At 70.6% G+C, this 262-nt stretch carries 1 protein-coding gene; it reads left to right on the top strand.

The features are described from left to right. A partial coding sequence (locus KVT44_RS56245; protein ID WP_217577021.1) for an ATP-binding protein occupies positions 1 to 262 on the top strand: 262 nt, incomplete at both ends.

Here is a 262-nt window from a genome sequence, read left to right as displayed (position 1 = left end):
CCAAGGTCACCGGCCCGGCCGAGCTGGCGCTGGTCGATGCGGTCCACGACGCCCTGGACCAGATCTGGCGGGACGCCCCCGGTGTCACGGACGAGGACCGGATGCTGTTCGCCCTCGCCGTGAGCGAGGTCGCGACGAACGTCGTCGAACATGCCGCGGGTGACGAGCGTCCGACCGTGTCGATCCGGCTGTCGGCCGACGACACCGAGCTGGTCGCCGTCATGTCCGACGACGCCGATCCCGCCCTGATCCGGCTCGATCA

Origin of the sequence: Streptomyces sp. GbtcB7 (genome assembly GCF_019091445.1) — a bacterium.
GTDB classification, from domain to species: Bacteria; Actinomycetota; Actinomycetes; order Streptomycetales; family Streptomycetaceae; genus Streptomyces; species Streptomyces mirabilis.
The sequence above is the reverse complement of the archived record's forward strand: the minus strand, read 5'-3'. Positions and strand labels throughout refer to the sequence as shown.